Origin of the sequence: Aggregatibacter segnis, assembly GCF_003130075.1 — a bacterium.
GTDB classification, from domain to species: Bacteria; Pseudomonadota; Gammaproteobacteria; order Enterobacterales; family Pasteurellaceae; genus Aggregatibacter; species Aggregatibacter segnis_A.
On the sequence record NZ_NRCW01000004.1, the window covers coordinates 135,553 to 160,153 of the forward strand.

A 24,601-nucleotide genomic window follows, 5' to 3' on the forward strand; every position below is an offset into this window, starting at 1 on the left:
TTTGATAAAAATAACACTGATTTTACGGCTCGCCTATTGTCGCGTAAAGCATTCGATGCCGATTTAAGGTTTAAAGTGCGGTAAGATTTCTTGGCGTTTTTGTTTGACGGCAAAAATACGTCCGCGATTAAGTTGATCACGAATGGCTTTGTTTTCAAAACCGGCAGCGATAATTGATTGAATATCTACTTTTAATGCGGCTTGATACAAGGCAATGGCAAATTCCTGTTGAGGGTATTGAATGTGTTCAAATCCTTTACGGCCTCGTGTATCGGCAAAACAAACAAGAAGAAATTCCATAAAACGCAATGGCTTACGCCATACATCAAAGGTATTAAAGAGTTTTACGATCGTTTCAGGGCGTAGCTCAAACACTTTGTGTACATGTGAATGATATTCACAGGTGAGTTCTGCCAGTTGTTGATAATACGTCGGCACTTTTAAACGTTTACACAGGCTTTTTGTCGGTGCAACGCCCAGTTTTTCATGTCCGTGGTGATGCGGCCAGTTTTGTTTTGGGGTACAGGCTTTGCCTAAGTCATGACAAATAGCGGCAAAACGCACCGCACTTTTATGACAATCGACCTGTTCTGAAAGCTGTGTTGCCTGTTGTAATACCATCATTGTATGCACAAAACTGTCGATTTCCGGATGATATTTTGCCGGATTTGGCACACCATAAAGGGCATCTAATTCGGGAAAGAGTACTTTGAGTGCACCAACTTGACGCAAGGTTTCAAAGTAAATTTCAGGATTTTTTTCATTTAAGGCTTTTTCAGTTTCTGCCCAAACACGCTCGGCCGTCAGATGCTGTAGCTCTCCTTGCGCACTAAGTGCGGTCATTAATTGTAGAGTTTCGTCAGCGATGTTGAAGCCTAAGTAATGATAGCGAGCAGCAAAACGGGCAACTCGTAAGACACGTAAAGGATCTTCCGAAAATGCGGGGGAAACATGACGCAAAACACGTTTTTCTAGATCTTCCACACCATGATAGGGGTCGTATAAATTGCCGGCTAAATCTTGCGCAATAGCGTTAATGGTGAGATCGCGACGAACTAAATCTTGTTCTAACGTGATGTCAGCTGAAAAATCGCAAATAAAGCCGGTGTAACCTCTGCCCGCTTTGCGTTCAGTACGCGCCAAAGCATACTCTTCTTTGTTTTGTGGATGGAGAAAAACCGGGAAGTCTTTACCGACTTGTTGATAGCCTTGATTCAATAAATCTTGTGGCGTGGCGCCCACAATCACCCAATCCCGATCTTTGACGGGGAGGTTGAGGAGCTGATCGCGAACTGCGCCTCCGACTAAATAGACGTGAAATTTTTCCGCCATTATGACCAACTATCGCGACGACGGCGTTTAGGCATAATAAGCGGTAATACTAAGCCGAGAACTAATCCCACGCCAAGTACCGAACCGCCGTAGATGAACCATTGAATGGCAATTTCGCGTTTGCCGGCATCTAACATGGCTTCTAAATCACGATTTTTATTTTTGGTCATTTCCAACTCCCGTTTGAGTTGGGAATTTTGTTCTAATAATTCGCTACTTTGTTGCTCCGCCTGTTTGGTTCGGCGTTGCATTTCTACGGTGCGTTTTTGCCAATCATCGTCTAACCGATTGAGTTTTAAACTCAATTCTTGAATTTGATTTTTTAATCTTGGATTTTCATCTTTGCTACTGGCGTTAGTACTGAGTTCACTGCTTAAAATCCAGGCTTCACGGTTTTTACTGTCGCGAACCAGTGTGTAACGATCTTTTTTATCTAATACGGTAACGGCTTCGCCTGCTTGAATGGTACCGGCAATTTTAAATTGTTCACCGGCGCCTTTGCGTAAAAACGTGGAGAGGTTTTCTGTGACGTATTTTGTTTCTCCTTGTGCGGCAGACATGCCAACAGTGAAGCAAAATAGCGCAAGCAGTGTAGATAAAGCTTTTTGCATAGGGAAATCCTTTATAAAAAAACGAAAAGTGCGGTGAAATTTTAACGTAAATATTGACCGCACTTTTTCAGACAGGATTAATGGAAAATAGTTGTTAAGAGGTAATAAATAATAATGGCGAAGAACGCACCGGCCGGTAGCGTAACCACCCAAGAAACAACAATATTACGAATAACGTTTAAGTTAATGGCCGCGATACCGCGCGCAAAACCGATACCTAATACCGCACCAACAAGGGTTTGCGTAGTGGAAATCGGCAATCCGGTGCCGGACGCGATAACCACGGTGGTCGCGGTAGCAAATTGGGCGGCAAAACCACGGCTAGGGGTCAGATCTGTAATGCCGGTACCGATGGTTGCCATCACTTTATAACCCATAACAATTAAACCAACAACGATCCCTGCGGCGCCTAAAGGTAGAATCCACCACGCAAGGGGAACGTTGTTAACAATCTGACCGCCACTTTCAATAATGGCAACAACCGCAGAAAGTGGGCCAATTGCATTGGCTACATCGTTTGATCCATGGGCAAACGCCATGGCGCAAGCGGTCATCAACATCAGAATACTGAAGACTTTTTCTACCCCGCCGAAGGAGCCGCCTTCCAACATTTTGTATTTAAATTTGATGCTACGGAAATAAAAGTGGCTGTAAATAATGGAAATAATACCGATAGCAAAAGAAATCAGTAAATTCTCCATGCTACTTAAATTCAATCCAACGTGTTTTAACCCTTTGTTTAAGGTCACGATACACAAAATAAAAATGGTGATGCCCATGTAGTAAGGGCCGTATTTTTGTGCATTTCTGAAAGGACTTTCTGTATCGAAAATCAGTTTTTGTGTGCTGATAAAAATAGCGTAAGCAAGTAAACCGGCAAGTAAGGGGGTGATAAACCAGCTACCTACAATATTTTTAATATTGCTCCAGTCAACAGAGTGCGGTCCTGCAGTCACGCAAGCAAAACCGATGATCGCACCGACGATAGAGTGAGTAGTGGATACCGGCCAGCCCATGCGGGAGGCGATTAATAACCATGTACCTGAAGCGAATAAGGCCGACATCATACCAAAGACCAGCACTTCCGGCTCGGCAACAAATTGCATGGTGTCGATAATGCCGCTTTTGATGGTTTCGGTGACTTCGCCACCAGCAAGATAAGCACCTGACGCTTCAAAAATCATTGCAATAATAATGGCTTGTTTTGCTGTGATTGTTCCTGAGCCAACGGATGTTCCCATTGCATTTGAAACATCGTTGGCTCCTACGCCAAAGGCCATGAAAAAGCCAAAAACGGCTGTAATGAAAATTAATAATGAGCCGTATTGATGAAGTAGTTCCATTGAAAAATACCTAAGTAAATGGAAATTATGAGCGAGCCAGCATTAATTCAATGCGTGAACCGACTCGTTGTGCTTGGTCGGCAAGCACGCCAACCCATTCAATAATTTTATATAAGAACATGACATCGATTGGGTTGTAACGACCTTCAACCTCATAAAGCATTTTTCTTAATTTGATTTGCATCTGATCGGTATCATCTTCAATGATATCCAACTCGTTAATCATTTGATTAACAAAGTTTAATTCGCGACCTTTGAAACCGGTTTCTAATAATTGATCCATTTCTTCGATCACTTTATGGGCTTGTTCGGTGGCGTCTAAGCTGCGTCTCACATAACTCATAAATTCATCGTGCATTTCCGGCGGAATACCGAATTGGCGTCCAACCATACGGCCGGCGATGTCTTTTGCGTAATTCGCTAATTTGTCTTGTTGTGTGACCAATTCTAATAAATCGGTACGTTCAATCGGCATGAATAAACCGCGTGGTAATTTCAAACGGATTTCACGTTTTAACGCATCGGCTTGACGCTCATGAGCGGAAATATCTAAACGGAATTGTTCAGCGGCATTCCAGTCTTCACGGAAGATCGCTTCAAAGAAAGGAACCAATAATTCACAGCATTCAGTGACTTTATTGGAGTGTTTTTGTAACGGCTTTAAAGGGGAGTGGGCAAATAATCCAAGGATGTTATTCATTGCCATGAAGATGACTCCTAATTAAGGTTAATAATTCACGCGCATATTACCTGATGTAAATGAAAAATTCACGATTTTAATCGAAAAAATCAGGCTTTTATTGGATAATAAAACCCGTGAATTCAGAGTAAATACAAAACTTTATGATCTTAAAGGATTTTATCATGGTAAACGAAATTGAATTGAAATTAGCGGTCGGTGATATTCATGAGGAACAGCTCAATACCCTGCTACATCATTTTCACGTTATCGATCAGCAAAAAGCCTTTTTAGCCAATACCTATTACGACACTGCCGATAACTATTTCACTCAACAGAAAATGGGCTTGCGTGTGCGTCAGCAAGATGACCATTACACCTTGACCTTAAAAACCGATGGCAAAGTATCCGGTGGGTTGCATGTGCGTCCGGAATATAATGTGGAATTACCGACATCAGAACCTAATTTAGCAGCGTTAATCCGTCAGCACGGGCTTGTATTAGAAAATGTTGATGAGCCCTTACAGCCGATTTTTAGCACCGACTTTATGCGCCAAACATGGCTGGTTCAATATACGCCCGATTGCCAAATTGAAGTGGCTTTTGATCAGGGAAATGTTATTGCAGGTGACAAACAACAGCCTATTCGTGAAATTGAGTTTGAAGTAAAGTCTGGTGAATTGAGGCCATTTTTTGCCTTTGTCGCTGATTTTTTAACCCATTATGCGGGCAAGGTACATTTTTATTCCGTCAGTAAAGCAAAACGCGGGTATCAATTAGCCCAAAATAAAACGATGAAAGCCGGTGATTGGATTGAACAGTGGCGCGGCTTTTTGTATTCGGAAAAACGGATGCAAAAAACAACGGAAAAATTGACCGCACTTTTAGCTTATGAGCAGTCTTTAGTGGAAGAAACGCTCGCTTTAGGGGCTCATTTTTTTGTATCGGATTTTATTAAAACCGTAGAGCGCGTTGGGGCTTTTTTCAACCTGTATCATTATTACGAAGACAATAAATCTTTATTAGAAGCAGCGTTGAATGAACAGCTGGCAGCGAATCAACATTATGCACAGGAAAATGCGTTGAACGATTTAACTGAAGCGAATGCGGATGTTTTGGTGAAACTGCATGAGGTCATTCGTTTGCACAGTGAGACGAAAGATAATGCGTTGGCGATGAATAAATTGCTCGATCTTATTCAAACGCCGCAATATGCACAACGCATGCTTCACCTGATGACGTTAACGATCGGCGGATAACCTATGGCGAAAACAAAAACAGCTTATGTTTGTAACGATTGCGGCGCGGAATATTCCCGTTGGCAAGGGCAGTGTGGCGCTTGTAAAGCTTGGAATACCATCACTGAAGTGCGGTTGGTTTCTACGCCAAATAATAAAGCGGATCGATTTAGTGGCTATGCCGGTGAGACTCGCGCCAAAATTCAAACGTTAAGTGAAATTAGCCTACAAGAAACTCCGCGTTTTAGCAGTGGTTTTTATGAACTGGATCGCGTGCTGGGCGGCGGGGTAGTACCGGGCAGTGCCATTCTGATTGGAGGTCATCCTGGCGCGGGGAAAAGTACATTATTGTTGCAGGTGATGTGTCATTTGTCGCAAAAAATGACCGCACTTTATGTGACCGGTGAAGAGTCCTTGCAACAGGTCGCCATGCGTGCCAAACGCCTCGGTTTACCACCGGAAAAACTGAATATGCTGTCGGAAACTTCCGTCGAGCAGATTTGTAATTTGGCGGATCAATTAAAACCGCAAATTATCGTGATCGACTCTATTCAGGTAATGCATTTGGCGGATATTCAATCATCACCGGGCAGTGTGGCACAAGTGCGTGAATGTGCTTCTTTTTTAACGCGTTATGCAAAAACCCGGCAAGTGGCAATCATTATGGTGGGGCATGTCACCAAAGACGGTACCCTTGCCGGGCCGAAGGTGTTAGAGCATGCCATCGACTGTTCCTTATTATTGGAAGGCGAAACAGATTCCCGCTACCGCACCCTGCGTAGCCACAAAAACCGCTTTGGTGCCGTGAATGAGTTGGGCGTATTTGCCATGACAGAACAAGGTTTGCGTGAAGTGAAAAACCCATCGGCAATCTTTTTAAGTCGCGGTGATGAACAAACGCCCGGTAGCTCGGTGATGGTGCTATGGGAAGGTACACGCCCGTTGTTGGTGGAAATTCAAGCGCTGGTGGATCATTCTATGCTCGCTAATCCACGTCGTGTTGCCGTAGGGTTGGAGCAAAATCGTCTTGCTTTATTACTGGCTGTGTTACATCGCCACGGGGGATTGCAAATGGCGGATCAAGATGTGTTTGTGAATGTCGTTGGCGGTGTTAAAGTTACCGAAACCAGTGCCGATTTGGCGTTGCTTTTGGCGCTGATTTCCAGCTTTCGTAACCGTCCGTTACCACAAGATCTTGTGGTGTTTGGCGAGGTGGGATTAGCCGGTGAAATTCGCCCTGTGCCAAGTGGGCAGGAACGCATTAGCGAGGCCGCAAAACATGGCTTTAAACGCGCGATTGTCCCCTTCGGAAATAAGCCGAAACATGCGGTGGAAAACATGCAAGTGTTTACTGTGAAGAAACTTGTTGATGCACTAGGGATCTTAGATTCGCTTTAAAAAATGACCGCACTTTTGAAAATGCGGATGAATAAAAACGATAGATAAAAAAATAGCCCTTTTGAGAAGGGCTATTTTTATGTAGAAATGTTTCTTAAATCACTTCAACGTCAACGGCTGTTGGACCACGTTGGGAATCTTGTACGTTAAAAGCAACACGGTCGCCTTCGTTTAAAGTACGGAAATTATTACCCACGATGCCGGAGAAGTGTACGAATACATCTTTAGAACCATCTTCTGGGGCGATAAAACCGAAACCTTTTGTTGAATTGAACCATTTTACGGTGCCGTTTAATTTAGACATGTTGTCTTCCTTATTTGAAATAATGAAATTGTGTGCTTATGTTCAGCACGAATTGCTAGCGATTTAACTTAAATAGAGATGGATAAATTGAATCTTCAAAGCACAAATTCAAAACTTGAATGAGGAAGAACCGAAATAACTAACTTACTGAAGTGATTGTCTAGCGGGTGCTCATTAGAACACGCGAAAGAAATGAAAACAATCTCTTTTTGCTCAGATCTGTATTGTTCTTTGATTGAATGCAAAATAGAGTTAAACAAATTAAATTTTGTATTAAATGAATATTGGAGAGCTTTCTACTTTCTTACTGCAATATTGGGCCAAATAGGCTAGAATTAATCACTATTTTCTCTCATTCATACGAACGTCACACATGGAAAAGAAATTAACAAAAGCTTTAGATGCTATTGATATAAAAATACTCAATGAATTACAACGCAACGGCAAAATTTCCAACATAGATTTGTCCAAAAAAGTGGGATTATCACCGACACCTTGTTTAGAACGTGTAAAACGTTTGGAGAAACAAGGGGTGATTATGGGATATCGCGCCTTACTGAATCCGGAATTATTGGATTCGCCATTGTTAGTGATCGTAGAAATTACTTTAGTCCGTGGTAAACCGGATGTCTTTGAAGAATTTAATTTAGCAGTACAACAGTTGGATGAAATTCAAGAATGCCATTTGGTTTCCGGTGATTTCGATTATTTATTGAAAACCCGAGTGGCGGATATGGCAGCGTACCGTAAATTGCTGGGGACCACTTTGCTACGGTTACCCGGCGTGAATGACACTCGCACTTATGTGGTAATGGAAGAAGTCAAACAAACCAATTTTTTACAGTTGAAATAGAGATAAAGTCGTAACGCATGATTAAACGTATTACCGAACATTTTTCCCCGAAATATTATTTATTAAATTTGTTGCTAGGCATGACCGCACTTTTCGGGTTTTATCTGATCATTGCTTGGTCGGGATATACGCCGTTGGATAATTCTTGGGCGACCTCCAGTTTTGCACCGGATACCATCAACAAAGCCGGCGCATTCGGTGCATGGTTTGTGGATTTATTTTTTGTACTTTTCGGTTACGTGGGGAATGTTATTCCGTTCATGTTGTGTTTTATTCCCGCGTATTTAATTCGTACTAAACGGGCGACTTCGCTGACATGGACGAAATTTAGTTTGCGGACATTCGGCTTTATTTTATTGCTTTGCGGGTTAACAGTCATTTGTACATTGTCCTTTAACAACACGGCAAATTATTTATCCGGTGGTGTGCTAGGCGGTTGGCTTACTTTAACGTTCTATGAGGCGGCCGGAAAATTCGGGTTGCTTGTCTTTGCAGGGATTTTTGCTCTCGCGGGATTTATTTTGTGTTCCGGTGCTTCGTTTATCCGCCTATTGCTTCGTTTTTATCAATGGTTAACCATGCAAACGCCGCCAGCTGAAGAAACGCAACCGCAATCGGATGAAAATGTTTCCGCTGAAGAAAAAGAAGAAATTATTTTGGTCTCCCAAGAAAGCCTAATGACGCAGGCAAAAGCTGTGTCTGAAGAAAATTCAGCAGAAACAGGGACGGAATCAAATCATCAGCTTCACATCACCGGACTCTCTGAAGAAACGACATCAGTGTCTTCTGACAGTATGACGATTACTACGGAAAAAGAGGGTGATACTTCTGACACGTTCATTCCTTATGACTTTGAGCAGCAAGAGGTATTACCGAATGTGACCATTGCCACACCGACGCCTCAGTCTGCGTTTGCTGCTACTTCACTTACTCAAACGTCTTTATCATCAGTACAAGCACATGTGGAACCGGCGACTGAACTTCAAAGTGCGGTAGATTTTTCCCATGATTTTTCAGAACAGGAAATGATGCCGACGGTGTCTTTAGCAGTGCCACAGGCGAATGTGTCTGAAGAAACTTTACAACCGACTCAAGTTCATCATGAAACAACTGTGGTTGCGCTGTCAGTGAGCGAAACAGAAGAGGCTGAAGCAACAGAGTCTCAGATCACGCCACAATATAAACCTTATGGCGATTCTCTCGTTCATCCGGCATTCCAACAGAATAAAGCTAACGTTGAAAAACCGAGCACACCATTGCCGAGCTTGGATTTATTGGAACGTCACCAAAGCAAAGCTCAAAATATTACTCAAGAAGAAATTGTGGAAACTTCGCAACGTATTGAACAACAGTTACGCAATTTCAATGTGAAGGCAAAAGTGAAAGATGTGTTGGTTGGGCCGGTAGTGACTCGTTATGAACTGGAATTAGATCCGGGGGTAAAAGCGGCCAAAGTCACTGCGTTAGATACAGACTTAGCGCGCGCGTTGATGTTCCGTGCGATTCGTGTGGCAGAAGTGATTCCCGGCAAGCCTTATATTGGTATTGAAACGCCGAATGATCATCGTCAAATGGTGCCGCTTCGTGATGTGCTCGATAGCGATGAATTCCGCAATGCAAAAGCCCTGCTTTCCATGGCGTTAGGTAAAGATATTAGTGGTAAACCCATGATTGTGGATCTCGCAAAAATGCCACATTTATTAGTGGCGGGAACGACTGGTTCCGGGAAATCCGTTGGGGTGAATACGATGATTTTAAGCTTGCTTTACCGCGTAAAACCGGAAGAAGTGAAGTTCATCATGATTGACCCGAAAGTGGTGGAATTATCCGTCTATAATGACATTCCTCACTTATTAACGGAAGTCGTTACGGACATGAAAAAAGCCGCCAATGCGTTGCGTTGGTGTGTGGATGAAATGGAGCGCCGCTATCAATTATTGTCTGCTTTACGAGTGCGTAATATTGAAGGTTTCAATGAGAAAATTGATGAATACAATGCGTTAAAAATGCCAATTCCAAATCCATTATGGCGTCCGAGTGATTCTATGGAGCAACTTCCGCCTCCGTTGGAGAAACTGAGTTATATTGTAGTCGTTGTGGATGAATTTGCTGATTTAATGATGGTTGCCGGCAAGCAGGTGGAAGAACTGATTGCGCGTTTGGCGCAAAAAGCCCGCGCAGTAGGGATTCACTTGATTTTGGCAACGCAACGTCCTTCTGTGGATGTCATTACCGGTTTAATCAAAGCCAATGTGCCGAGCCGTATTGCTTTCACTGTGGCAACGAAAATTGACTCACGTACGATTCTCGATGCCAGTGGTGCGGAATCTTTGCTGGGCAAGGGCGATATGTTGTATTCACCGCAAGGCTCTACCGAATTAATCCGTATTCACGGTGCCTTTATGACTGATGATGAAGTCGGCCGTGTCGCAGACGATTGGAGAGCGCGTGGCAAACCAAATTACATTGATGGCATCTTAGACGGCAACGAGGATGAAGACGCCTTAGAACGGTTAGGTGATAGCTCGGGCGAGACCGATGAGTTGTTTGATGAAGTGGTCGAGTTTGTTGTTAGTACAGGTACCACCTCAATTTCTGCGATTCAACGCCGTTTCCGTGTGGGCTTTAACCGTGCCGCGAATATCATGGATCAACTGGAAGAGCAGGGTATCGTCTCGCCATTGCAAAACGGCAAACGTGAGATTTTGGCGCGTGGGGCAGATTATTAGAATAAATCTCACCTTTTGAGGTCAAAGGGTTACTGTATTTTTTGCTGTTTAATCGATTCATAAATGAGGCGACGAAAGGCAATCTTAATAAGGAATTGAATAACATGAAAAAAACGTTTCAAAAACTCACCGCACTTTCTCTTTTGTCGATAGCCTCTGTTGTGTGGGCAAATGCGGATATTGAGCTACAAAATCGCTTAAATAAAGTGGATACGTTAAGTGCCGATTTTGCACAAACGGTGAGTTCGGCAAATGGTAAAAATGTGCAACAAGGCAACGGAAAGTTACAAATTAAGCGTCCGAATTTGTTCCGCATGGACACCAAATCACCACAAGAAACCCAAATTATTGCCGATGGACAAACCCTTTGGTTCTATGATCCCTTTGTGGAACAAGTGACGGCCAATTGGGTAAAAGAGGCGGTAAATAATACGCCGTTCGTGTTGTTGACCAGTAATGACAAAAGCCATTGGGCGCAATATTCGGTGGAACAAAAAGATGACACTTTCGTGTTAAAACCGAAAGCCAAAAACAGCAATATCAAGCAATTTGATATTCGTATCGATCAAAACGGCGTATTAAAAGGTTTTAGTACCATTGAAAAAGACGGGCAGTCTAATCAATATATCTTGCGCAATATTACCAACCAACATTTAGATAGCGGTTTGTTTAAATTTAGCGTACCGAAAGGCGTAGAATTGGACGACCAACGTAAAAAATAAGCGAATTGAACCATGTCTAACTTTAGCTTTGATTTCAACGAAAATGATTTTCGCCCTTTAGCGGCCAGAATGCGCCCAACCACCTTGGCGCAGTATTGTGGCCAGTCTCATTTGTTGGGCGAAGGTAAACCGTTGCGCAAAGCGATTGAGGCAGGTTATGTTCATTCCATGATTTTCTGGGGCCCTCCCGGCACCGGCAAAACCACGTTGGCGGAAATTATCGCGCAACGCATTAACGCTGAAGTCGAAAGAATTTCTGCTGTCACCAGCGGCATTAAAGAAATTCGCGAAGCTATCGAAAAAGCCAAACAAAATAAATTGGCGGGTTTGCGCACCATTTTGTTTGTGGATGAAGTTCACCGTTTCAATAAAAGCCAGCAAGATGCGTTCCTGCCTCATATTGAAGATGGCACCATTATTTTTATCGGTGCCACCACCGAAAATCCTTCCTTTGAATTAAATAACGCACTGCTTTCCCGCGCACGGGTTTATATTCTCAAACCGCTTTCCACGCAGGAAATTGAGCGTGTGTTGCAACAAGCCATTGATGATCCGGAAAATGGCTTGGGCAAAGTGCGGTTAGATTTGCAGGCGAATTTGTTGTCGCTTTTGGCGGAATACGTCAATGGCGATGCACGCCTTGCGTTGAATTGCCTCGAAATGATGGTAGACATGGCGGCCGAATCGAAAAACGGCAAAATTTTAGACCGCACTTTACTCACGGAAGTCTTAGGTGAACGCCAAGCGCGCTTCGACAAACAAGGCGACCGATTCTACGATTTCATTTCTGCGCTACATAAATCCATTCGCGGATCCGCACCGGATGCGGCCCTCTATTGGTATGCCCGCATTATCACTGCCGGCGGCGATCCCCTTTATGTGGCACGACGTTTATTAGCAATTGCCTCGGAAGATGTGGGCAATGCTGACCCGCGTGCAATGCAAGTCGCCCTTGCCGCCTGGGATTGTTTTACCCGCGTTGGTGCTGCTGAAGGCGAACGCGCCATTGCACAAGCTATCGTGTATTTAGCCGTTGCACCGAAAAGCAATGCGGTTTACCTTGCTTTTAAAGCAGCGAAAAAATTGGCGACGGAATCAGCTGATTTTGATGTGCCGGAACACCTCCGCAACGCGCCAACCAATCTCATGAAAGACCTCGGTTTCGGTGCTGAATATCGCTATGCCCACGATGAACCCAACGCCTATGCTGCCGGTGAAAATTACTTCCCGCCAGAACTTAAAGACACGCAATTTTATTTTCCGACTACAAGAGGGATGGAAATTAAGATGAAAGAGAAATTGGACTGGTTAAAAGGATTGGATCAGGAAAGCCAGAAGAAACGTTATAAGTAGGGTTTCTATTTGCATTCGAACCAGATAAAAGTGCGGTTGATTTTAGAATTGTTTTTTGATTTATGAACACATAAAAAAGGCTACTTCATGAGAAGTAGCCTTTTTTTCATCTGATTAAATTTAATCTAAATTACAAGTATCCAAACAGGGTTGTGAAAATATAACCGAAGATACAGGAGGTAATTACACCAATTAAGCCTGGTAAAATAAAGCTGTGGTTGATGACAAACTTACCGATGTGGGTCGTACCTGAACGGTCAAATTGAATCGCTGCCAAGTCGCTTGGGTAGGTTGGTAAAATGTAGTAACCGTAACAAGCCGCTGCGAAAGCAAGAATAATCGCTGGGTCAACACCGATACCTAATGCAAGTGGTACGAATGCCACCAATGCAGCAGCTTGGGAGTTAACGAATTTAGAGATTAATAATAGCATCACAGCATAAGTCCAAGGGTGCGCTTTTACGACATCACCTAAGGCCGCTTTCATCATCGGTGTATGGACGGTAAACATGGTTTCTGCCATCCAAGAAATCCCGAATACTGCCACTAATGCAATCATACCGGAACGGAAGATTTCATTTTTACTGATTTTGCCGGCATCGGTTTTTGTAAAGATGATGATTAATGAACCGGCCAATAACATGAAGATTTGGATAACGTGAACCATGCCTAAAGTAACTTTTTTCTTCGCAGTGTCTTTTAAGCCGATTGTTGCGTTTTCAATGGTTTCTGTTTTATCACCAGCAGTAATGACCACATTGTTATCTTGTAAAGCAACAGTTTGGGTTAATGTACCTTCGTTGTCGTAAATCTCAACGCTGTCATAAGCGGTTTTTGCTTTAGCTTTGTTGTCTTTAACATCAAGAGCAACTTTACCGTCTTTGGCTACGGCAAGAATTTTACCGTCTTTCACGTTAAAGCTTTTGACTGCTTTATCGCCTGAAAGCACTTCAACGACTTGTGCCGGTGCACTTTTCTCAAAAGATGGACGCAATTCTTTGAAATAACCCAATAAGGCAACCACTAAAATGGCACCGAAGAAAATCCACATCGCGTTCCAGCTGGATTGTGGTAATTTTTTATCGAGTAGGGAAGCGCTGTCGCCATACACATATTTTTTGAATTCAGGATCTTTTAATTTTTCTTGGAATTCTTGGTCTTTATCTAAATCTTTACCACGGAACCAGCTGAAGATACCGATAGCTAAAACACCACAAAGGGTGGATGGCACAGTGATTTTTAATAAATCTAAGTAACCGTCAAAGCCGGCTAAATGGTTTTGTGCATTTACCAAGAAAGCCGTTAAGGTGACTACTGCAACGGAAACCGGGGAAGCGATGATACCCATTTGTGAGGCGATGGAACTTGCTGCCATTGGGCGTTCCGGACGAATGTCATTTTTAATCGCGATATCGTAAATAATCGGTAACATGGTATAAACCACATGGCCGGTACCGCAAAGAATAGTGAGGGTACAAGTAACGAATGGGGCGAGGATACTGACGTATTTCGGGTTTTTACGTAATAATTTTTCTGCGATTTGCAACATCACATCTAAACCGCCACTGGCTTGTAATGTTGCAGATGTTACTACCACCGCAAGGATGGTTAACATGACATCGATTGCCGGTTTACCCGGTTCAATGCCGAAACCGAACACCAAGACAATAAGACCGATACCGCCTAATAAACCGAGAGCGATACCGCCTTTTTTGGCGCCGTAGAATAAACAGATTAAGACGATCGCAAGCTGAATAGCAAATTGCGATCCTTCACTTAAGTTCATTAGAAATTCCATAGATACTCCAGAAAATAATTTCATTTGGTGATGAGAAAATCGGCGCTAGTCTAACATTAAGGCTACTTATTAAGTAGTAGAATTAGGAAAATTGTTGCGTTAAATCAAAATTTATTTGCGCGGTTTTAAGCTTATGGGAGACGAAAATGCAATCTTTTGGAGTAAAAGATTCGAATCAGCAAAAAACACGGCGATTTCTGACCGCACTTTAGTCCATGTTTTTGCTAGTTTATTGGTTGAATACGATATAGAATAAACGCAATTTTTAACACGGTATTAATAAACAGAAGAAGAAAGGTAAAAGTATGATCGATCCGAATTTACTTCGTAATAATTTGGCAGAAGTCGCAGAAAAATTAAAAATTAAACGTGGTTTTACGCTTGATGTGGCAAAGATCACGCAATTAGAAGAACAACGCAAAGCCTTACAGGTAAAAACCGAAACGTTACAAGCTGAACGTAATGCGCGTTCTAAAGCGATCGGTGCGGCAAAAGCCCGCGGAGAAGACATTGCGCCGTTGTTGGCGGAAGTGGATCACATGGGCGCAGAATTAGAACAGGGTAAAGTTGAGTTAGAAAAAGTACAAAATGCGTTAAATGACATTGCCTTGAACATCCCGAACATTCCTGCTGATGAAGTTCCTTTGGGGAAAGATGACAGTGAAAATCTTGAAGTATCCCGTTGGGGCGAACCACGCAAATTTGATTTTGAGGTAAAAGATCATGTTGCGTTAGGCGAAAATTTACAAGGCTTGGATTTCGCTTCTGCGGTGAAATTAACCGGTTCCCGCTTTGTGGTGATGAAAGGCCAAATTGCTAAATTACATCGTGCTCTCGCGCAATTTATGTTGGATTTACACACGGAGCAACATGGCTACACGGAAGTTTATGTGCCTTATTTAGTGAACCACGATACGCTTTATGGCACAGGTCAATTACCTAAATTCAGTGAAGATCTATTCCACACAAAACCGTTAGAAGGGCAAGACCCAAATGAAGTGCAACGCACTTATGCGTTGATCCCGACAGCGGAAGTACCGGTCACTAACTTAGTGCGTGGTGACATTTTAGAAGCGGAAAATTTACCGTTAAAAATGACCGCACATACGCCATGTTTCCGTTCTGAAGCCGGTTCTTACGGCCGTGATACACGCGGTTTAATTCGAATGCACCAATTTGATAAAGTGGAATTGGTTCAAATTGTGGAACCGGAAAAATCCATGGACGCACTGGAAGAACTGACAGGTCATGCGGAAAAAGTTTTGCAATTACTTGGTTTGCCATATCGTAAAGTGTTGCTTTGCACCGGTGATATGGGCTTTGGTTCTTGCAAAACTTACGACTTAGAAGTTTGGGTACCGGCGCAAAATACATACCGTGAAATTTCTTCTTGCTCGAATATGTGGGATTTCCAAGCGCGTCGTATGCAAGCACGCTGTCGTTCAAAAGGCGACAAGAAAACTCGTTTGGTGCACACCCTTAATGGTTCCGGTTTAGCCGTGGGGCGCACCTTAGTGGCAGTTTTGGAAAACTATCAAAATGCCGATGGCTCTATTACCGTACCGGAGGTTTTACGTTCTTACATGGGCGGATTAGAAGTGATTGGTAAATCTGCAAACTAAATCAGTTAAAAAATAAATATGGGTGCGGTTATACGCACCCATTTTTTTCTCTTAAAAACGCACTGAAAATTCACCGCACTTTTATACCTTAAAATATTCTAATTTCACCTCACATACGCTGGCGAGTAGGGCTTCCGCCATTGCTTTGTAGTTTAAGGTATGCGATTTTTCGACCATCACCGCACGGGTGATATTTTCTACCGTTTCGCCACTTAAAATAAGATAATTCAGCGCAACCTGCATAGCCGGCAGGCTTGGGTTAAACGCCGCATTTTCCGCATAACTGCCGTGATAAATGTGTTGCTCTTGCGTTTGTAATGCAATGCCATGGAAGGAGTTTGAATAAGGCGCATGCGCTTGGTTAGTCATCGCAAGGGCTTTTGAAATCACCGGGTCGTTGGTGTTTAAGGATAATTGATTGTCATGTTGATCCAGCAAATGTAGCTGAATGTTTAAGTTTTTTGGCCCGAAAGCATCAGGTAAATATTGGTGCAACGGATTATTCTGGCTATGCGGTAAATGAATTTGTAATTTTTCTGCGCTATTTAATTCATTCATAAACTGACGACAATGGCCACATGGCGTGTAGTTGACGCTAATATCGGTGATTTGTTTTTCTCCGCGCATCCAAGCATGACTAATCGCACTTTGTTCGGCATGGATAGTTTGTTGAATATCCGTTTGGCAAAATTCTTGATTCGCACCGAAATAAAAATTACCGCTCACCCCTGTGGCGATTGCGCCGACATTAAAATGTGAGATAGGCGTGGTGGCATAACAAGTGGCAATAGGGAGCAGTTGAAGGGAGAGTTGTTGAGGAGTGATTTGATGTTTGTTGCACAAGTGCTGTACGACAAAGTGCGGTAGGAATCCCACAAATTTTTGCTCTTGTAAAATAAGCCAAATATCCTGAGCCAACAGGGGATTATCAATTTGGGACAACGCGTGGTGAATTTTGTCTGAAATTGGTGTTGTCATAATCATCTCCTTTTTCGTTTTTAATGTCCTTATCTTAGCACCGGATAAAAAAAGTGCGGTTGAAAATTAATATAAATTTCGACCGCACTTTTGTGATGGCTATGAGAACAAATTATTTCGCTGCTTTCAGCTCTTGATAATATTGTTCGTAGTATTGAATCGCATCACCTACATCATCTTGCCAGTGGCTATTTTTTAATACTTCAGCAGTTGGATAGATTGACGGATCTTCAGTGATTTCTTTTGGAAGCACTTTTTTCGCTTCAAGGTTAGCCGTTGGGTAACCGATCGCTAGAGTCAATTTTTCTGCCGCTTTTGCACCTAGCAAGTAGTTAATTAACTTGTGTGCACCATCTGGGTTTTTAGAGGTTTTAGGAATCGCTAGAGTATCAACCCAAAGTACAGGACCTTCTTTTGGGAACACCATGTTTAGAGGCGCTTGTTCTTTTTTCGCGATACGCACGGAACCATTCCATAATTGGCCCACTTCTACTTCACCGGAAATAAAAGAGTTTGCCGGGTTATCGGAGTTGAAAGAAAGCACGTTTGGACGTAATTTTAGTAATTCTTCATAAGCCTGTTTGATAATCGCCGGATCTTGTGTGTTCGGATCCTGGCCGATTTTCAATAACGCGATGTTGAATACTTCGCGGGCATCATCTAATAATTGCACTTTGTTGGCAAATTCAGGTTTCCATAAATCACCCCAGGAGGTGAAATCGCTGCCTTTGTAAGTATTGGTGTTAAAGGCAATACCTGGTGCGCCTAATAATTGCGGAAGGGAATATTTGTTGCCTTTGTCGTAAGGTTTGTCGAGCCAATCAGGGTCTAATTCTTTAATGACAGGTAATTTGCTGTGATCAAGTTCTTTTAACATCCCTTCGCGCGCCATTTTGGACACGAAGTAGTTAGAAGGCGCAATAACATCATAACCGCCGGCTGCACCTTGGGTTTTGATTTTTGCATACATGGTTTCGTTGGATTCGAGACTGGAAACAATCACTTTAATACCGGTTTCTTTGGTGAATTCATCGAGAAGACCATCCGGTACATATTCAGTCCATGTATAAAGATACACGGTATCATTTGCAGGCGCTTCAGCTTTAGGGGCTTCCGGCGCGGTTTGCGCTTGTTTGTTGTCTTTCTCGTTACAACCTGTAAGGGCAACAGCGATCATACTTGCGGTGAATAAACCAGCAAATTTTTTCATTTTTGTTTGTTCTCCGTAAAAGAGGTGAAAAAAAACCACCTGTATAAAATGCAGGTATAAAAAAACGCCTTGATTGTGCGTCAAGGCGTATTGTATGTGATATTAAATTATTTGTGAAACATTATTACGGCTAGATGTCTTTGTGTTTTCTGCCGATAAATTGGCTGGCAACTACGAGTAATAATGAAAGCACAATCATGATGGTTGCAAGGGCGTTTACTTCTGGTGTCACACCGGTTTTCACCAAGGAGAAAATACGCAACGGTAGGATTTCATAGCTTACACCGCTCACGAAAGAGGACACCACAACATCATCGAGCGAGATGGTAAAGCTTAACAACCAACCGGATACCACAGCAGGTAATGCAAGCGGCAGGATGATTTTGCGTAAAATCGTTACTTCACTGGCACCCAAATCTTTCGCGGCTTCTAACATTCTTGCATCGAAACCGTTTAAGCGAGAGAAAATGGTGACGGTGACATACGGCAAACAGAAGGTGACGTGGGCGAGCAATAGCGACCAGAAACCTAAAGAAATACCAACTACCATGAATAAGGCGAGCAAAGAAACTGCCATCACGATATCCGGCGACATCATCACGATAAACAACATGCCACTCACCGCCTGTTTACCACGGAAACGGTAGCGGTAAAGGGCGATAGCCGTTAAGCCACCGATAATTGTTGCTAATGTTGCCGAAAAGAAGGCAATTGTCACCGAGTGTATCGCTGCTTGGATAAGCGTGTCGTTATTGAAAAGACGCTCGTACCAGTTCCAGCTAAAGCCTTTCCAACTTAAACCGTAACGGTCTTCGTTGAAGGAGTTGGTCACTAAAATAATAATCGGGATATACAAATAAGCGTATACCACAAACATAAAGATATTGCGTAGTAAACGACTCATTATTCTAACTCCACTTTCTTATTCAATAATTTATTTGCACGGTAGTACACGAAAATCAACAATGCCATCAGAATGGTCAATCCGATACTGATTGCAGAACCGAACGGCCAGTTGCGGGAAATTAAGAATTCACTCTTAATCACGTTACCCACTAGCAACACTTTCGCACCGCCAAGTAAGTCGGCTACATAGAACATACCCATTGCCGGCAATAATACCAATAAACAACCGGCAATAATGCCTGGCATGGTTAACGGTAGAATTACACGGAAGAAACGTTGGAAAGCATTGGCACCTAAGTCTTTTGCCGCTTCTAATAAGCGTCCATCTAATTTTTCAATCGCGGAGTAGAGTGGCAAAATCATAAACGGTAGAAGCAAATAGACTAAACCAATGATCACCGCCACTTCGGTGTTTAGAATGCGAATCGGCTCACTCAAAATGCCCATGTCCATCAACATGGTATTCAACACACCTTTCACACCGAGGAACACTTTCATGCCGTAAATACGAATCAGCGAGTTTGTCCAGAAGGGTAACACCACAAGGAACAATAAGAGCGGTCGATATTTCGGATGAATTTTGCTGACCATAAAGGCGAACGGATAGCCAATGAGTAAGCAAATAATGGTGGCAATGCCCGACATATACAATGAGTTCCACACCACCTGCGCATAAAGCGGATTAAATAGGTTGATGTAGTTATCAACGTTAAATGGCAAGGCATAAAAGTTGCTACCATCTCGGGTTAAAAAACTTACGACTAATACCAATAAGTTTGGGATCAGCACGAAGAAGATTAGCCAGCTGAAGATAATCGCAACAGTAATTTTTTGGAATTTATTATTGATTATCTTCATCGTTGAGTACAACCTCCCAACCTTCGTGCCATGTAATGCCTACGCGTTGACCGACACTGTGATCCATATGTGGGTCATCTTCATTAAAGAATTCGCTGACCAATACGCGTTTACCGTTATGTTCGAATTCCACGGTAGATTCCAATGTCATGCCTTTATAAGTGCGGTCGATAATATGACCGATAATGGCTTTGGATTGTTCGTGTTCATCTAATTCTTCAATCACGATATCTTCCGGGCGAAGCAAGACTTGAAGTTGCTGATCTTTTTCGACTGGAATATCGGTGTAAATATCGCAAATGCGGCCTTCCACATTAGCAAGTACCACGTTGTCTGATTTGCGTTCAATCACGGTCGCATCAAAAACGTTAATTTCGCCGATGAAACGCGCCACAAACAAGTTTGCCGGATCTTCATAAATCTCACGTGGAGAGCCGTCTTGTGCAATTTTACCTTTACGCAATAAGACAATACGATCAGACATCGTAATTGCTTCTTCTTGGTCGTGCGTAACGAAAATAAAGGTAATGCCTAATTGGCGCTGTAATTGCTTTAACTCGTATTGCATTTTTTTACGCAATTTGTAGTCCAACGCAGAAAGAGACTCGTCAAGCAATAAGACTTTAGGTTTATTGACGACCGCACGAGCAATCGCGATACGCTGTTGTTGTCCGCCTGAAAGCTGGGTTGGTTTACGTTCCGCCATTTCTTCCAATTGCACCATACGCAATGCCTCTAACACACGAGGTTTAATCTCGCTTTCCGGCACTTTTTGCATACGCAAACCGAAAGCCACGTTTTCAAAAATCGTCATATGCGGGAACAAAGCATAGCTTTGGAATACGGTGTTGATGTGACGTTTTTCTGCCGGCACATTGGTAATGTCTTCACCGTCCAAAATAATGTTGCCTGAATCTAATTCCTCCAATCCGGCCAATAAACGCAACACGGTAGTTTTACCACAACCGGATGGGCCAAGAATGGTGACAAATTCACCGTTATTAATGGTTAAATTAAAATCGTTAATAATGGTATTGGAACCGTAGGATTTTTTGATTGAACGAAGCTCAATAATTGGCTTGTTTTGAACCGAGTTTTCCACTTTCTTTGGTTTTCTCCCTAATGTACCGAAATTTTTCGGTAAAAATTAGAAACAAATGCCCACAAAAATGTAGGCGGCGACTATAAAATAAGCGCTAATGATATAGTGAACGGGAGATAATGAAAAGGAATTAATCAGGTTTTTTCATAAAAACTAAAATAGTTGTGATATATCAAGGATTTTGGCCCTATTTATCGCTAGACTTAGCGCAGTTTTTTATTGTTTTTTCGGAAAGTTAAATTAGATAAAAATAAGGGAGAAAAAGAATGCAAGATTTATTATCTCGAGAACCGGTATTGGAGCGTTTTTTTAATTATGTGAGTTATGATACGCAAGCCAAACCCGGTGCTAAAATTTCTCCTAGTTCAGCCGGTCAATTAGCCTTAGCCAAACTTTTGCAGCAAGAATTAGTGGCGCTCGGTTTACAGGATATTGAACTTACTAAACACGCTGTATTAACCGCATTTTTACCCTCCAATGTAGATCCTCATGCGCCGACAATTGGTTTAATTGCCCATCTCGACACCTCGCCGGATTGCAGCGGCAAACATGTACAACCTGAAGTGATTGATAACTATCGTGGTGGCGATATTGCTTTGGGTATCGGGGAAGAGTTTATCAGCCCGGTGTATTATCCTTTCTTACACCAGCTGGTCGGCAAAACCTTAATCGTCACAGACGGTAAAACGTTGTTGGGGGCAGATAACAAAGCCGGAATAGCGGAAATTATGACCGCACTTTATCGCTTGAAAACCGAGAATTTACCTCACTGCAATATTCGGGTGGCGTTTACCCCGGATGAAGAAATTGGTTTAGGAATGCAATTTTTCCCGTTTGAGCGTTTTTCTTGTGATTGGGCGTATACGATAGATGGTGGCGCAGTCGGTGAATTGGAATATGAAAATTTCAATGCGGCTTCCGCAAAAATCACTTTCCACGGATGCAACATTCATCCCGGTTATGCAAAGCACAAAATGATTAATGCGCTTGCTTTGGCCTGCGAATTTCAAAATGCGTTCCCGGCGACGGAAGTGCCGGAACAAACGGAACAGCGAGAAGGTTTTTTCCATTTGCATCACTTTGACGGCACAATTGAAAAAGTAGAATTGCAGTATTTAATCCGCGATTTTGACAGCGTTCATTTTGAAAAACGTAAACAATTTATCCGTGATTTAGTGGAAAAATTTAACCGACAAAAACGCTTGTTAAAACCGGTTGAATTGGTTTTAACGGAAAACTATAAAAATATGTATGAGGTGGTTAAACAGGTTCCTCAAGCCATTGCATTGGCAGATTCTGCTATGAAGCAATGTAATATCACGCCTCATCATAAATTGATTCGTGGTGGTACGGACGGCGCGTGGTTGGCGGAAAAGGGTTTGGCTTGCCCAAATGTTTTTACCGGCGGTTATAACTTCCATAGTAAGCATGAGTTGATTACGCTGGAAGGCATGAAAGATGCCGTGAACGTGATTGTGAAGTTACTTGAATTAGCAACGAAGAAATAAATTCATCTCAAAAACAGACCGCACTTTGAGTTTTTAAGTCAAAGTGCGGTTTGTTTTATTAGATATTTTCCCTTAGTTCCGTTTTTGTAATGGGAATGTAAATATTGCCAATTCCCTTGACAGCAGATTTATTAATTTCAAAAATACTCCATTTATTTTATTTGACCCACCCAAAAGGAACATTACAATGCCTGAAGCACAGCACAGCACAGCACAGCACAGCACAGCACAGCACAGCACAGCACAGCACAGCACAGCACTTGGATAACCTATCCATTAAATTAACGCAACTTAAATTACTTCTACCTGAAATTTTTTGCGAAGAGCAAATTGATTTTCAAAAATTCCAACAACTTTTTTCTGAACACATCACCACCGAGCCCGAGCGTTATATGTTGAACTGGGCGGGGAAATCGGAAGCCTATCGCATATTACAAGCACAAACTTGCAAAACCCTCACACCGCAACCTGCGGAAAGTGTCAACTTTGATTCCACTGAAAATATTTTTATTGAAGGGGAAAATCTGGATGTGTTGAAAGTGTTACAAAAATCCTATTTCAATAGCATCAAAATGATTTATATCGATCCGCCTTATAACACTGGTAATGATTTTGTTTATAACGACAATTTCAAACAGGATCTTAAAGATTATCAGGAACAAAGCGGCGAATTAGATGAGGAAGGCAAGCTCAAACTGGCATTTAAAAGAAACAATAAAGAAAACGGACACTTCCACAGTAAATGGCTAAATATGATGCTCCCCCGTTTGCATTTGGCAAAGAATTTGCTGAAAGACGACGGTGTCATTTTTATTTCCATTGATGACAATGAACAGGCACAGTTGAAGTTGTTGTGTGATGAGGTCTTTGGGGAGGAGAATTTTGTTGCTGATTTTATTTGGGATAAGAAGAATTCAGCAAAAGGGGTTCCTCCAAAAAATATGGTGGTTAATATTCACGAATACATTGTTTGTTATTCCAAAAATACGACGAAATTATTAGGGGAATTAAGAACCAAAGAAGGATTTCATAATCCTGATAATGATAGTAGGGGGGAATGGCGTTTATCTAATATAAAAAGTACATTAGAAAAGCCACAGGATAAATTTATTATTAAGGATCCTAAAACAGGATGGAGTTTTGAGAATTATTGGGCATTTTCTCAAAATTCTCTTGAGAAAATGATTAAGGAAGAACGTATCATTTTTCCTAAAAATCCAGATGGGTTACCTAAACAAAAAGAATTTTTTAGTGAGTTTGTTAATCCTTATATGCCAATTAAATCTCATTTGGGGTGGTTTGATCCTCAATCTACAACGGAGAAAAAAGTAGAATCTTTAATGGGATCAAAAATTTTCTTATATCGTAAGCCAGTTGAATTGATCAAAAAGATTATTTCTCAGTCTGATAATAGTAATGAAATCTTTATGGATTTCTTTTCTGGTTCAGGCACAACCGCCCACGCCGTGATGCAACTTAACGCCGAAGATAACGGCAATCGTCGTTTTATTTGTGTACAACTCCCGGAAGTCACGGATGAAAAATCCGAAGCCTTTAAAGCGGGTTTTAAAAATATTGCTGAAATTTCTAAAGAACGCATCCGCCGAGCAGGCAAACAAATTGCCGAAAATTATCCTGATAAACAACTGGATATTGGTTTTAAAGTGTTCAAACTGACTGACAGCCACTTTAAACAATGGCAATCGCCTTCTGCAGAAAATTTAGCGCAGCAAATCGAGTTATTTGTGGATCCTGTGCGGAAAGAGGCAACGCCTGACGCTATGCTTTATGAAATTTTATTGCGCTTGGGCTTGAAATTAACGGCAAAAGTGCGGTCGGAAAATCAGGTGTTTTGGGTGAGTGATGAAAGCGGGCAACAGTTTGCCTTGTTGCTTGAAACCCTGAGTGCGGATTTATTGGATCAGGTGATTTTTGCCCAGCCGAAAAAGGTCGTGACGTTAGATTCGTTGTTTAATGGCGATGATGCCTTAAAGAAAAATGCCGAGTTGCAAATGAATGATGCAGGCATTGCCTTCTTTGTGCTTTAAGGAGGCAAA

General features: G+C 42.2%; 20 protein-coding genes. 9 read left to right on the forward strand and 11 right to left on the reverse strand.

Going from position 1 to position 24,601, the window contains the following annotated elements:
- Window positions 1-63: 63 nt before the first annotated feature.
- The 4 genes from DK415_RS05995 to DK415_RS06010 form a co-directional block, all read right to left on the reverse strand.
- Entirely contained in the window at window positions 64-1,332 is a 1,269-nt protein-coding gene (locus DK415_RS05995; RefSeq protein WP_109432866.1) for a multifunctional CCA addition/repair protein, read from the reverse strand.
- Complete coding sequence (locus DK415_RS06000; RefSeq protein ID WP_109432867.1) at window positions 1,332-1,943, reverse strand: TIGR04211 family SH3 domain-containing protein; 612 nt, start codon at window positions 1,941-1,943, stop codon at window positions 1,332-1,334. The genes DK415_RS05995 and DK415_RS06000 overlap by 1 nt, the downstream gene beginning before the upstream one ends.
- Window positions 1,944-2,020: 77 nt before the next feature.
- Entirely contained in the window at window positions 2,021-3,286 is a 1,266-nt protein-coding gene (locus DK415_RS06005; protein ID WP_109432868.1) for an inorganic phosphate transporter, read from the reverse strand.
- Between the two features lie 25 nt (window positions 3,287-3,311).
- Window positions 3,312-3,992, reverse strand: coding sequence for a TIGR00153 family protein (locus tag DK415_RS06010; RefSeq protein ID WP_006717512.1), 681 nt, complete (start codon window positions 3,990-3,992; stop codon window positions 3,312-3,314).
- A gap of 158 nt (window positions 3,993-4,150) precedes the next feature.
- On the opposite strand from DK415_RS06010, the gene DK415_RS06015 reads away from it, so the two are divergent.
- Window positions 4,151-5,224 (forward strand): CYTH domain-containing protein, encoded by a 1,074-nt coding sequence (locus DK415_RS06015; RefSeq protein WP_109432869.1) that lies wholly within the window; start codon window positions 4,151-4,153, stop codon window positions 5,222-5,224.
- Between the two features lie 3 nt (window positions 5,225-5,227).
- A complete protein-coding gene (gene radA / locus DK415_RS06020; RefSeq protein WP_109432870.1) occupies window positions 5,228-6,601 on the forward strand; it encodes a DNA repair protein RadA in 1,374 nt (457 codons plus the stop codon).
- Window positions 6,602-6,695: 94 nt separating this feature from the next.
- Here radA and cspE read toward each other — a convergent pair whose 3' ends face one another.
- The gene (gene cspE, locus DK415_RS06025) at window positions 6,696-6,905 is read right to left on the reverse strand and encodes a transcription antiterminator/RNA stability regulator CspE (protein WP_006717517.1); all 210 of its coding nucleotides are present in this window, start codon (window positions 6,903-6,905) and stop codon (window positions 6,696-6,698) included.
- Window positions 6,906-7,278: 373 nt separating this feature from the next.
- Between cspE and lrp the strand changes: the two genes are divergently transcribed.
- The 4 genes from lrp (at window position 7,279) to DK415_RS06045 (ending at window position 12,562) form a co-directional block, all read left to right on the forward strand.
- A complete protein-coding gene (lrp, locus tag DK415_RS06030; protein ID WP_006717519.1) occupies window positions 7,279-7,758 on the forward strand; it encodes a leucine-responsive transcriptional regulator Lrp in 480 nt (159 codons plus the stop codon).
- Between the two features lie 17 nt (window positions 7,759-7,775).
- A complete protein-coding gene (locus DK415_RS06035; RefSeq protein WP_109432871.1) occupies window positions 7,776-10,487 on the forward strand; it encodes a DNA translocase FtsK in 2,712 nt (903 codons plus the stop codon).
- 104 nt (window positions 10,488-10,591) lie between these two features.
- Window positions 10,592-11,209, forward strand: coding sequence for an outer membrane lipoprotein periplasmic chaperone LolA (gene lolA, locus DK415_RS06040; RefSeq protein ID WP_109432872.1), 618 nt, complete (start codon window positions 10,592-10,594; stop codon window positions 11,207-11,209).
- A gap of 12 nt (window positions 11,210-11,221) precedes the next feature.
- A complete protein-coding gene (locus DK415_RS06045) occupies window positions 11,222-12,562 on the forward strand; it encodes a replication-associated recombination protein A (protein WP_109432873.1) in 1,341 nt (446 codons plus the stop codon).
- 130 nt (window positions 12,563-12,692) lie between these two features.
- Here DK415_RS06045 and DK415_RS06050 read toward each other — a convergent pair whose 3' ends face one another.
- Window positions 12,693-14,360 (reverse strand): anaerobic C4-dicarboxylate transporter, encoded by a 1,668-nt coding sequence (locus DK415_RS06050; RefSeq protein ID WP_109432874.1) that lies wholly within the window; start codon window positions 14,358-14,360, stop codon window positions 12,693-12,695.
- Window positions 14,361-14,665: 305 nt separating this feature from the next.
- On the opposite strand from DK415_RS06050, the gene serS reads away from it, so the two are divergent.
- The gene (gene serS, locus DK415_RS06055) at window positions 14,666-15,982 is read left to right on the forward strand and encodes a serine--tRNA ligase (RefSeq protein WP_109432875.1); all 1,317 of its coding nucleotides are present in this window, start codon (window positions 14,666-14,668) and stop codon (window positions 15,980-15,982) included.
- A gap of 81 nt (window positions 15,983-16,063) precedes the next feature.
- Here serS and cdd read toward each other — a convergent pair whose 3' ends face one another.
- The 5 genes from cdd to potA all read right to left on the reverse strand — a co-directional run bounded on the left by cdd (window position 16,064) and on the right by potA (window position 21,036).
- Complete coding sequence (gene cdd, locus DK415_RS06060) at window positions 16,064-16,960, reverse strand: cytidine deaminase (protein ID WP_109432876.1); 897 nt, start codon at window positions 16,958-16,960, stop codon at window positions 16,064-16,066.
- A 112-nt stretch (window positions 16,961-17,072) separates the two neighbouring features.
- A complete protein-coding gene (locus DK415_RS06065; protein WP_162540476.1) occupies window positions 17,073-18,170 on the reverse strand; it encodes an extracellular solute-binding protein in 1,098 nt (365 codons plus the stop codon).
- A gap of 130 nt (window positions 18,171-18,300) precedes the next feature.
- Window positions 18,301-19,074, reverse strand: coding sequence for a spermidine/putrescine ABC transporter permease PotC (gene potC / locus DK415_RS06070; RefSeq protein ID WP_048749516.1), 774 nt, complete (start codon window positions 19,072-19,074; stop codon window positions 18,301-18,303).
- Window positions 19,074-19,934, reverse strand: coding sequence for a spermidine/putrescine ABC transporter permease PotB (potB, locus tag DK415_RS06075; protein ID WP_109127731.1), 861 nt, complete (start codon window positions 19,932-19,934; stop codon window positions 19,074-19,076). The genes potC and potB overlap by 1 nt, the downstream gene beginning before the upstream one ends.
- Window positions 19,918-21,036: a spermidine/putrescine ABC transporter ATP-binding protein PotA gene (potA, locus tag DK415_RS06080; protein WP_006717532.1), complete on the reverse strand. Its 1,119-nt coding sequence runs from the start codon at window positions 21,034-21,036 to the stop codon at window positions 19,918-19,920. The genes potB and potA overlap by 17 nt, the downstream gene beginning before the upstream one ends.
- A gap of 266 nt (window positions 21,037-21,302) precedes the next feature.
- On the opposite strand from potA, the gene pepT reads away from it, so the two are divergent.
- Together pepT and DK415_RS06095 are read left to right on the forward strand one after the other, a co-directional pair.
- A complete protein-coding gene (gene pepT, locus DK415_RS06085) occupies window positions 21,303-22,544 on the forward strand; it encodes a peptidase T (RefSeq protein WP_109432877.1) in 1,242 nt (413 codons plus the stop codon).
- A 260-nt stretch (window positions 22,545-22,804) separates the two neighbouring features.
- Entirely contained in the window at window positions 22,805-24,592 is a 1,788-nt protein-coding gene (locus tag DK415_RS06095) for a site-specific DNA-methyltransferase (protein WP_109432984.1), read from the forward strand.
- Window positions 24,593-24,601: the final 9 nt, after the last annotated feature.

Coding starts and splice junctions, on each gene's coding strand:
- DK415_RS05995 (WP_109432866.1), bottom strand. CDS start 1,332: ATGGCGGAAAAATTTCACGTCTATTTAGTCGGAGGCGCAGTTCGCGAT.
- DK415_RS06000 (WP_109432867.1), bottom strand. CDS start 1,943: ATGCAAAAAGCTTTATCTACACTGCTTGCGCTATTTTGCTTCACTGTT.
- DK415_RS06005 (WP_109432868.1), bottom strand. CDS start 3,286: ATGGAACTACTTCATCAATACGGCTCATTATTAATTTTCATTACAGCC.
- DK415_RS06010 (WP_006717512.1), bottom strand. CDS start 3,992: ATGGCAATGAATAACATCCTTGGATTATTTGCCCACTCCCCTTTAAAG.
- DK415_RS06015 (WP_109432869.1), top strand. CDS start 4,151: ATGGTAAACGAAATTGAATTGAAATTAGCGGTCGGTGATATTCATGAG.
- radA (WP_109432870.1), top strand. CDS start 5,228: ATGGCGAAAACAAAAACAGCTTATGTTTGTAACGATTGCGGCGCGGAA.
- cspE (WP_006717517.1), bottom strand. CDS start 6,905: ATGTCTAAATTAAACGGCACCGTAAAATGGTTCAATTCAACAAAAGGT.
- lrp (WP_006717519.1), top strand. CDS start 7,279: ATGGAAAAGAAATTAACAAAAGCTTTAGATGCTATTGATATAAAAATA.
- DK415_RS06035 (WP_109432871.1), top strand. CDS start 7,776: ATGATTAAACGTATTACCGAACATTTTTCCCCGAAATATTATTTATTA.
- lolA (WP_109432872.1), top strand. CDS start 10,592: ATGAAAAAAACGTTTCAAAAACTCACCGCACTTTCTCTTTTGTCGATA.
- DK415_RS06045 (WP_109432873.1), top strand. CDS start 11,222: ATGTCTAACTTTAGCTTTGATTTCAACGAAAATGATTTTCGCCCTTTA.
- DK415_RS06050 (WP_109432874.1), bottom strand. CDS start 14,360: ATGGAATTTCTAATGAACTTAAGTGAAGGATCGCAATTTGCTATTCAG.
- serS (WP_109432875.1), top strand. CDS start 14,666: ATGATCGATCCGAATTTACTTCGTAATAATTTGGCAGAAGTCGCAGAA.
- cdd (WP_109432876.1), bottom strand. CDS start 16,960: ATGACAACACCAATTTCAGACAAAATTCACCACGCGTTGTCCCAAATT.
- DK415_RS06065 (WP_162540476.1), bottom strand. CDS start 18,170: ATGAAAAAATTTGCTGGTTTATTCACCGCAAGTATGATCGCTGTTGCC.
- potC (WP_048749516.1), bottom strand. CDS start 19,074: ATGAGTCGTTTACTACGCAATATCTTTATGTTTGTGGTATACGCTTAT.
- potB (WP_109127731.1), bottom strand. CDS start 19,934: ATGAAGATAATCAATAATAAATTCCAAAAAATTACTGTTGCGATTATC.
- pepT (WP_109432877.1), top strand. CDS start 21,303: ATGCAAGATTTATTATCTCGAGAACCGGTATTGGAGCGTTTTTTTAAT.